The 8,761-nt window shown below is 58.6% G+C and carries 10 protein-coding genes and 1 riboswitch; of the genes, 6 read left to right on the forward strand and 4 right to left on the reverse strand.

The annotated features are described in order from the left end of the window. Positions 1-117: 117 nt before the first annotated feature. The 3 genes from GS614_RS08290 to petA are packed head-to-tail and all read right to left on the reverse strand — an operon-like array spanning position 118 to position 2,858. Positions 118-909: a cytochrome c1 gene (locus GS614_RS08290; RefSeq protein ID WP_152459511.1), complete on the reverse strand. Its 792-nt coding sequence runs from the start codon at positions 907-909 to the stop codon at positions 118-120. A gap of 17 nt (positions 910-926) precedes the next feature. After that, positions 927-2,258 carry a cytochrome b gene (gene petB / locus GS614_RS08295; protein WP_171725993.1) on the reverse strand — a complete coding sequence of 444 codons (1,332 nt, stop codon included), beginning with the start codon at positions 2,256-2,258 and terminating at the stop codon, positions 927-929. Between the two features lie 15 nt (positions 2,259-2,273). Further along, positions 2,274-2,858: a ubiquinol-cytochrome c reductase iron-sulfur subunit gene (petA, locus tag GS614_RS08300; RefSeq protein ID WP_152459513.1), complete on the reverse strand. Its 585-nt coding sequence runs from the start codon at positions 2,856-2,858 to the stop codon at positions 2,274-2,276. Positions 2,859-3,321: 463 nt separating this feature from the next. Here petA and GS614_RS08305 point away from each other — a divergent pair, with 463 nt between their 5' ends. Next, the gene (locus GS614_RS08305) at positions 3,322-3,768 is read left to right on the forward strand and encodes a cytochrome c family protein (protein WP_171725994.1); all 447 of its coding nucleotides are present in this window, start codon (positions 3,322-3,324) and stop codon (positions 3,766-3,768) included. 19 nt (positions 3,769-3,787) lie between these two features. On the opposite strand, the gene GS614_RS08310 is transcribed toward GS614_RS08305, so the two are convergent. Further along, positions 3,788-4,399: an FMN-binding negative transcriptional regulator gene (locus GS614_RS08310; RefSeq protein WP_171725995.1), complete on the reverse strand. Its 612-nt coding sequence runs from the start codon at positions 4,397-4,399 to the stop codon at positions 3,788-3,790. Positions 4,400-4,453: 54 nt separating this feature from the next. Continuing rightward, positions 4,454-4,653: riboswitch (FMN riboswitch) on the forward strand. 119 nt (positions 4,654-4,772) lie between these two features. Here GS614_RS08310 and GS614_RS08315 point away from each other — a divergent pair. The 5 genes from GS614_RS08315 (at position 4,773) to cobO (ending at position 8,716) form a co-directional block, all read left to right on the forward strand. Then, a complete protein-coding gene (locus GS614_RS08315) occupies positions 4,773-5,213 on the forward strand; it encodes a 6,7-dimethyl-8-ribityllumazine synthase (protein ID WP_152459516.1) in 441 nt (146 codons plus the stop codon). Positions 5,214-5,332: 119 nt separating this feature from the next. Then, the gene (aroC, locus tag GS614_RS08320) at positions 5,333-6,433 is read left to right on the forward strand and encodes a chorismate synthase (protein WP_171725996.1); all 1,101 of its coding nucleotides are present in this window, start codon (positions 5,333-5,335) and stop codon (positions 6,431-6,433) included. Next, complete coding sequence (locus GS614_RS08325; RefSeq protein ID WP_371809389.1) at positions 6,417-7,079, forward strand: HD domain-containing protein; 663 nt, start codon at positions 6,417-6,419, stop codon at positions 7,077-7,079. Before aroC ends, GS614_RS08325 begins: the two co-directional genes overlap by 17 nt. Positions 7,080-7,124: 45 nt before the next feature. Further along, a complete protein-coding gene (locus GS614_RS08330) occupies positions 7,125-8,060 on the forward strand; it encodes a DMT family transporter (protein WP_171725997.1) in 936 nt (311 codons plus the stop codon). A 56-nt stretch (positions 8,061-8,116) separates the two neighbouring features. Continuing rightward, positions 8,117-8,716, forward strand: coding sequence for a cob(I)yrinic acid a,c-diamide adenosyltransferase (gene cobO, locus GS614_RS08335; RefSeq protein ID WP_152459520.1), 600 nt, complete (start codon positions 8,117-8,119; stop codon positions 8,714-8,716). Positions 8,717-8,761: the final 45 nt, after the last annotated feature.

Consider the following 8,761-nt stretch of genomic DNA (forward strand, 5'->3'; position numbering starts at 1 on the left):
GAAGAAACTGGCCAATGGCCAAGAAGGGGGGGCAAGGCCCTGTGACCCCTTCTGGAAACAAAAACCCCCGCAACCGGATGGCGCGGGGGTTTCAATTTATGCTTACTGAAAAGGGTCTCAGTCTTCTTTACGAAGTTTGCCCTTATGCGGAGCCCACAGGCGCTTGTTGACCAGATAGAGAAGCACCGACAGAACGGTCAGGAAAATCACGCCAACAAAGCCAGCGTTCTTGCGCTCCATCATCTTCGGCTCGGCCGCCCACATCAGGAACGCCGAGACGTCTTCTGACATGTGTTCGACCGAGTTCGAGTGCCCGTCAGCGAACTCGACCTGTTCATCCGCCAGCGGCGGTGCCATCGAAATCCAGCCGCCGGGGAAGGCCTTGTTTTCGTAGAGGACAGTTCCTGCCTCTTCCTTCTCTTCACCAGTATAGCCGTCCAGCAGTGAGGCAATGTACTCGGCTCCGCCCATGCCTTTGACCAGCTGATTGATGCCCAGACCGTAAGGTCCGTGGAAGCCCGCGCGGGCCTTGGCCATCAGGCTCAGGTCCGGTGCGCCGACACCGTTGTTCGCCGGGAAGTGGTCAGTCGGAATCGCCGGGCGGAAATCGTCCAGCTCGGGATCGAACACTTCGAAGTTGTCAGCCGCATAGGCGATGACTTCTTCTTCTGAATAGCCCAGCGCTTCCAGATCGCGCAGAGGCACGTATTGCAGACCGTGGCAGGCTGCGCAGACCTCGGTATAGATCTGAAGGCCGCGCTGCAGCTGATGCTGGTCCCAGGTGCCGAAGGGTCCTTCGAACGAGAAGTCGAAGTCTTCGATATGCTGCTCACCCCCACCTGCTGCAATGGATGCAACAGGGGTCAGGGCCAAGGCAAACGCGGCGCCGATTGCAAGTTTCTTGAACATGTTTCCGGTCCCTCTTCTTACTCGGCCGGCGTGGCGTCGGCATCAGCCTTGCCATAATGCGCGTTGAAGTCTTCTTCGATGGTCTCGGGCTCTGCCAGAGGCTTCTCGATCACTCCGAGGATCGGCAGGATCACGAAGAAATAGGCGAACCAGTAGGCGGACGCGATCAGCGAGAAGGTCGCATAGGGCTCTTCCGCGGGCATCGCACCCAGCCACATCAGGGCAAAGAAGTCGATGACCAGCAGGTAGAACCACCATTTGAACATCGGACGGTACTTACCTGAACGCACGTTAGACGTGTCCAGCCAGGGCGCCAGCGCCATGGCCAGGATCGCGCCGAACATCGCAAGAACACCGAAGAACTTGGCATCGATGATACCGCCGGTGATGAAGCTGGCGAATTGAACGACCCAGACCTCACCGGTAAACGCGCGCAGGATCGCGTAGAACGGCAGGAAGTACCATTCGGGAACGATGTGTGCAGGTGTCACCAGAGGGTTGGCTTCGATGTAGTTGTCGGGGTGGCCCAGGTAGTTCGGCATAAAGCCCACGACGGCCCAGAACACGACCAGGATCACGGCCAGCGCGAACAGGTCCTTGATCACGAAGTACGGCCAGAACGGCAGCGTGTCTTTCTCGGCCTCAGCTTTCGAGCCCCGGCGCACTTCAACACCTGTCGGGTTGTTGTTGCCGGTGGTGTGGAAGGCCCAGATATGCACCACAACCAATGCCGCAATGATAAACGGCAGCAGATAGTGCAACGAGAAGAAGCGGTTCAGCGTGGCGTTGTCCACGGCGGGCCCGCCCAGCAACCAGGTCTGAAGCGCGTCACCAACAAACGGGATCGCACCAAACAGGCCGGTGATTACGGTCGCACCCCAGAAGGACATCTGCCCCCAGGGCAGAACATAGCCCATGAAGGCGGTGCCCATCATCATCAGGTAGATCAGCATACCAATGATCCACGTGATCTCACGCGGGGCTTTGTACGAGCCATAATAAAGGCCGCGGAACATATGGATGTAAACCGCCACAAAGAACAGCGATGCGCCATTCATGTGCAGATAGCGGATAAAGTGACCGCCATTCACGTTGCGCATGATGTGCTCGATGCTGGCAAAGGCCAGATCAACATGCGGGGTATAGTGCATCACCAAAACGATACCGGTGATGATTTGCAGCGCCAGGCAGAACGCCAGAACGATGCCCCAGATCCACCACCAGTTCAGGTTCTTGGGGGTCGGGATCATAAGGGTATCGTACAGCAGGCCAACAATCGGCAGGCGGCTGTTCAGCCACTTCTCGCCGTTTGTCTTCGGCTCGTAATGATCGTGGGGAATTCCGGACATAAGTTTGGGTCTCCCTTAGCCGAGTTTGATTGTGCTGTTGTCCACCCATTCTGCGGGCGGGACAGGCAGGTTCTCAGGCGCGGGGCCTTTACGGATACGACCGGCGAGGTCGTAGTGCGAGCCGTGGCACGGGCAGAACCAGCCACCGAAGTCGCCGGCATCCCCCAAAGGCACACAGCCGAGGTGCGTACAAACGCCCATCTGAACGATCCAGGCACCCGGCGCTTCGCCTTCCGGTGACGGCATGACGCGGTTTGCGTCAGTCGCAGGCGCATCTGCGCTCAGGTTGAAGTTGCGTGCAAGCGGATCTGGCAGCGCATCAACACCTTCGGCGTCCTGTTCCTGGGCTTCCTGAATCTCGGCACCGGTGCGGTGACGGACAAAAACGGGTTTTCCCAGCCATTTTACCGTCAGTTGCGTGCCCGGCTCGACGCCGCTCACATCCACACGGATCGAGGACAGCGCCTGAACGTCTGCCGACGGGTTCATTTGGTTGATCAGTGGCCATACGGCTGCACCCGTTGCAACGACACCTGCGCCGCCAGCGACGTAGTACAGGAAATCTCTGCGGGTGCCTTCGTGGTCTTCTGCGTGGGACACGAGGTTATCTCCGATTATCTGGCGCCCGCGGACGGGCAAATAGCTCGCGCACCGCACGAATGCGGTGTCTTAACCGCGCTTACTATCGGGGAGAATAGTGTTCGTCCAGCGTTCATAAACGCGCAATACGCCGCATGTGTCCCTTCATGCACGTGACGAGGGGCTTTTTTTTGGTGATTCTCGTCCGCAACTTTGCCTGCGGCTTCGAATCAACGGGGGTTGATTCGAACCTCGAACTCCGTTTTGCAGGCGAAATCCAGCCCGATTCTGACCACCAGTCGGCCAGTCATTTGAGCGCGTATTCTTGACAATCAGCATCACGAAGCAACGATTGTCTGCTGGGTAAATCATATTCGCCAAATAGATGATTTAAATCGAAAATTGAGCGCAATTACACAGTTGCACTTTTTCCGTGAATACCGGACAGCGCGAAAATCGCGCGAACTCCTGCAAGGAGACCCCTATGTTAAAAATCATCCTGGCCACTGCAATATTCACATTGGCCCTGTCCTCGCAAACACTTGCAGCAGGTGATCCTGCGAAAGGCGAGGCGATGTACAACCGCTGTTCATCGTGTCATGCGATCATCAAGGACGGCGAAGTACTGGTCAAAGGCGGAATCACCGGCCCGAATCTCTATGGCGTCGTCGGACGTGTCGCCGGGTCCGAAAAAGACTATCGCTATGGCAGCGAGCGCCTGCCGGTCGGCATGTTCACCGATGACATGATCCGCGCCGGCGAAGAAGGTCTGATCTGGACCGAAGAAAACATCGCCGCCTATTCCAAAGACCCCATCGGTTTCATCAAAGAGTATCTGGATGACGAAACCGCCCGCCCGAACATGAGCGTCAAGCTCAGGAAAGGTGCGGAAGATATCGCCGCCTATCTGGCAACTTTCAGTTCCGAGTAATCCTGTTTCCCGGTGCTGGTTACGCCTTGTGCATCAAGGCGGCCAGCTGACCGGTTTCACTGCCAAATCCGCCGGGCACTTTGTCGGCGGCAGCGATTCTTGCCTCCTCCGGCTTGTTCTGGCCCAGTTTCCAGGTGCCCTGGATATCCTCTACCTGCATCCGGCATGGTACGATCATCCGCATCATTCTGGCCAACGCGTCATCAGACATTTTCCCGGTGACCCATGGCGCCTTGGGCAGCAGTCGATCTTCAAAGAATGCGGTTTGTCGATCCAGCAAATCACGCAGCTCGTCCTGCGGGCGCAGTTCAAGTTGTCCGGTCAGGTGCACGGCGACATAGTTCCACGTCGGAACTTGATCGGCGACACCGTACCAGTCGGGCGAGACATAGCCATCAGGCCCCTGCACCGCGATCCTGACCTCTTTCGGCCCGTGCAGCATACGGACAATGGGGTTTGATCGCACCAGATGAAGATCGACCACCGCACCGTCCTCAGACAGCAGAAAGGGCACGTGACTGATCAATGGCGCGCCGTCGCCGGAAATCGCCAGAACGCCAAAAGCCCGGTCACGGGCGAATTCAATATGACGCGCTCGATCCTCGGCGCGGAAGGCTGGATTTGGGTGCATGGGCGACCTCCTGCCAAATCTCTTGCAGATGGGGTTGGTTCTTGGCAAGGTCTGCCTCGTTCTCAGGGCGGGGTGGAATTCCCCACCGGCGGTATGCGGGCCATGACCCGCAAGCCCGCGAGCGGCTCTGCCGTGTCCACGATCCGAACGGCAGAGGCCGGTATTTGGACAAAGTGTGGAACCACGAAAGAGTGTCAGCAGATCTGGTGAGAGGCCAGAGCCGACGGTCAAAGTCCGGATGGAAGAGAACGTGCAAGCCGTGCCGGTGAACCGGCGCGCCTGCTCGTGATCGCCTTGGGTGACGTGTCATGCCAGGCTGGCAGCGAAGGTTTTCGCGACCGCCAGCAGGCCACCGAACTGAAAGGAGATCACGATGACACACACCCGCTATGCTTTTGTCAAAGCCAACTGGCATTCCGACATCGTCGACCGCGCGCTTGACGGATTTCTTGAACTGATCCCGGCCGATCAGGTCGATGTTTTCGACGTACCCGGCGCGTTCGAGATGCCGCTGCTGGCCCGCGATCTGGCCCAAACCGGCCGCTACGCCGCTGTCGCCTGCGCCGCATTTGTCGTGGATGGCGGTATTTACCGGCACGATTTCGTGGCGCAGGCCGTTGTCGATGGGTTGATGCGCGCGGGCATGGATACCGGCGTACCGGTCCTGTCCGTTTCCCTGACGCCGCACCAGTATCAGGAAACCGATCACCACAACGCCATCTACCGCGCGCATTTTGTTGAGAAAGGCCGCGAAGCCGCACAAGCTGCGCTGAAAATCACAGCGACCCGAACGGCGCTGATGCAGGCCGCCTGATCTTCATCTTTTCAAAAATACTCATTCGCGCCACCGCAAGGTGGCGCCCACCAATTCGCAAATCCCCTTGAGGCTCAAGGCGCTCCCCGCTAATCACGACGCTCAAAGGAGCACGCCCCATGTCGATGAACAGTTTTGGCCATCTATTCCGCGTCACCACCTGGGGTGAAAGCCATGGACCCGCCTTGGGTGCCACCGTTGACGGCTGTCCGCCGGGTGTCACGATCGACGAGGGCATGATCCAGCACTGGCTGGACAAGCGCAAACCGGGGCAGAACAAGTTTACCACCCAGCGGCGCGAACCCGATCAGGTGAAAATCCTGTCCGGCGTGTTCGAAGGGCAAACCACCGGAACGCCTGTGCAGCTCATGATCGAGAACACCGATCAGCGCTCGAAAGACTATGGCGATATCATCGACAAGTTCCGTCCGGGGCACGCCGATATCACCTATTGGCAGAAATACGGAATCCGGGATTATCGTGGCGGCGGGCGCAGCTCGGCACGGGAAACAGCATCACGTGTTGCAGCAGGTGGACTGGCGCGTGAAGCGATCAAACAGATCGCGCCCAACGTGCAGATCACCGGCTACATGACCCAGATAGGGCCGCATAAGATCGACCGCGCCAACTTCGACTGGTCCCAGATCGAACAGAACCCGTTCTGGACACCCGATGCATCCGCCGCAGAAGACTGGGCCGCGTACCTGGATGATCTGCGCAAGTCCGGCAACTCGGTCGGGGCCGTGGTCGAAGTCGTTGCGCGAGGCGTCCCCGCCGGGATCGGAGCGCCGGTTTATGCCAAGTTAGACACTGATCTGGCCGCAGCGATGATGTCGATCAATGCCGTCAAAGGTGTCGAGATCGGCGAGGGCATGGCCGCGGCTGAACTGACGGGCGAGGCCAATGCCGACGAAATATTCATGGGGCAGAACGGTCCGCAATACAGCTCGAACCATGCGGGCGGGATTCTGGGCGGTATCTCGACCGGGCAGGACATCGTCGTGCGCTTTGCGGTCAAGCCGACCTCGTCGATTCTGACCACACGCAAAACCATCACCAAATCAGGCGAAGAGACCGAGATCATCACCAAGGGCCGTCACGACCCCTGCGTCGGGATCCGAGCTGTTCCAGTGGGTGAGGCAATGATGGCCTGCGTGATCCTCGACCACCTTCTGCTGCATCGCGGCCAGATCGGAGAGAACCGTGGACGGATCGGCTGATCTGCGCGCACGTCTGCGCGCTGTGGTCGCACATCGCATGGAAACGGATCCGGCCCATGATCTGGCCCATCTGGATCGTGTTTGGACCAACGCCCGGGCCATCGCAGATGATCAAGCCGATATGTCCGTGCTGCTGGCGGCAAGTTATCTGCACGATCTTGTAAATCTGCCCAAGGACGATCCCGACCGGCATCTTGCCTCGCGCAGATCCGCAACGGAATCAGAGCCTATTCTTAAGGAAATCGGGTTTGAAGCCGATCAGATCCGCGCGATCCAGCACGCGATCGAAGCCCATAGTTTTTCGGCCAATATCCCCCCTGAAACGATCGAGGCGCGCATTCTGCGCGATGCGGACCGGCTTGACGCCCTGGGCGCCATCGGCATCGCCCGCAACTTTTCCGTTTCCGGAGCCTTGGGGCGCACTCTTTATGACCCGGCAGATCCTTTTGCCCAAGTCCGGCCACTGGACGACCTTCATTTCTCGCTCGACCATTGGAAGGTGAAGCTGCTGCGGCTGCCGGGTGACATGCTAACCGAAACCGGCCGACTGATTGCCGAGCAACGCACCGCGCGCATGATCCGCTTTCTTGAAGAATTCGCCGAAGAGATCGGCTGCTCCTTGCCGCAATCCTGGGTGAATTGCTGAACCCACCCGTTGATCTTTGCCCGGCAAAGGCGCAGGTTCGCGCCGATGACAAAACCCTTAACTTCGCATCGACCTCTGCTTGCGGTAACGCTGAAGCTGTGCGCCTTGTTCCTGTTCACGTCGATGTCCGCGCTGGTCAAAGCACTGTCGGATGAGTTCCCACCGGGCCAATTGGTGTTTTTTCGGTCCCTGTTCGCAATCCCCGTGATCATTCTTTGGCTCATCGCGCGAGGGGAGTTGTCGAAAGGCTTTGTGGTCAAGAAACCCATGGGCCATTTCTGGCGTGGCGTTCTGGGGACCAGCGCCATGGGTCTTACCTTTACCGGCCTCAGCCTGCTGCCGCTGCCCGAAGTCACCGCAATCGGCTATGCGACGCCGATCTTCACCCTGATTCTGGCCGCCGTCATGCTGGGCGAACGCATTCGGCTTATCCGTATCGGCGCGGTGGCTTTGGGTCTGCTGGGCGTCCTGATCATGATCTGGCCACGTCTTGGCACCACCAAGATGGAGGTCGCCGCCACCATCGGCGCGGTGTGCGTGTTGGGCGCAACCCTCGCCCGTGCCTTCGTTCAGATCCATATCCGGCAATTGGTCAAGGTCGATCACCCTGCGGCCATCGTGTTCTATTTCTCGATGACCGCGACGCTTCTGTCCGCCCTGACGGCATTCTGGGGGTGGTCAATACCAACGTGGAATCAGGCTCTGATCATGGTCATGATGGGCCTGATCGGCGGCGTTGCCCAGATTTTGGTCACATCCTCCTATCGGTTTGGTCAGGCCTCGATGCTGGCACCTTATGACTATGCAACCATGCTGTTTGCGATCGTGATCGGCTATGTCTGGTTCGACGAACTGCCAACGCTTGCAATCCTGATCGGGGCCGCACTGGTGATCGCAGGCAATGTTGTCGTCATCTGGCGCGAACACCAGTTGGGGCTGGAGCGCGGCAAGGTCCGGTCGGTTACAGACCCCAAAGCATGACTTTACCTTTTGCAATCTTCCCCTAGGTTGGGCCGAACAGTCAAAGAGGTTCCAAAATGAGCGACGCGCAGGATCACAAGGAAAAGATGCAGAAGGTGCAGGCCCAGCACCGCAAGAAAGTGTCCGAGGCCGTGGATCCAGGCCGCGGTCTGGTCCTGATCAATACCGGCAAGGGCAAAGGCAAGTCCTCGGCCGCGTTCGGCGTGGTCATTCGTGCCTTGGGCTGGGGCCAGAAGGTTGCTGTGGTGCAGTTCATCAAGGGCAAATGGAAAACCGGAGAGCGCCGTTTCTTCGAAGAGCGTGATCTGGTGACATGGCATACGATGGGCGAAGGTTTTACCTGGGACACACAGGACCGGGAGCGCGATATTGCAGCTGCCAATGCCGCCTTCGACAAGGCCTGCGCCCTGATGTCCAGCGGCGAATACGATCTGGTTGTGCTGGACGAGATCAACATCGCCCTGCGTTACGAATACCTGTCGGTCGAACAGGTCATCGAAGGTTTGAACGCGCGCTCGGAAAAGACCAGCGTATTCCTGACTGGCCGCGACGCGCCGAACGGGCTGCGTGACTATGCTGATCTGGTCACGGAAATGACCGAGGAGAAACACCCGTTCCAAGCGGGCATCAAAGCACAGCGCGGCGTGGATTTCTGAAGCAACGTTGCTGCAAGGCTGGCGGTGCATAGCCGCCAGTTCCGG

The organism is Ruegeria sp. HKCCD6604 (genome assembly GCF_013110635.1).
Lineage (GTDB): Bacteria > Pseudomonadota > Alphaproteobacteria > Rhodobacterales > Rhodobacteraceae > Ruegeria.

Bases quoted from the DNA above. Each gene is read 5' to 3' on its own strand.
- aroC (WP_171725996.1), top strand. From the start codon at position 5,333: ATGTCGATGAACAGTTTTGGCCATCTATTCCGCGTCACCACCTGGGGT.
- GS614_RS08330 (WP_171725997.1), top strand. From the start codon at position 7,125: ATGACAAAACCCTTAACTTCGCATCGACCTCTGCTTGCGGTAACGCTG.
- cobO (WP_152459520.1), top strand. From the start codon at position 8,117: ATGAGCGACGCGCAGGATCACAAGGAAAAGATGCAGAAGGTGCAGGCC.
- GS614_RS08290 (WP_152459511.1), bottom strand. From the start codon at position 909: ATGTTCAAGAAACTTGCAATCGGCGCCGCGTTTGCCTTGGCCCTGACC.
- GS614_RS08305 (WP_171725994.1), top strand. From the start codon at position 3,322: ATGTTAAAAATCATCCTGGCCACTGCAATATTCACATTGGCCCTGTCC.
- petB (WP_171725993.1), bottom strand. From the start codon at position 2,258: ATGTCCGGAATTCCCCACGATCATTACGAGCCGAAGACAAACGGCGAG.
- GS614_RS08315 (WP_152459516.1), top strand. From the start codon at position 4,773: ATGACACACACCCGCTATGCTTTTGTCAAAGCCAACTGGCATTCCGAC.
- GS614_RS08310 (WP_171725995.1), bottom strand. From the start codon at position 4,399: ATGCACCCAAATCCAGCCTTCCGCGCCGAGGATCGAGCGCGTCATATT.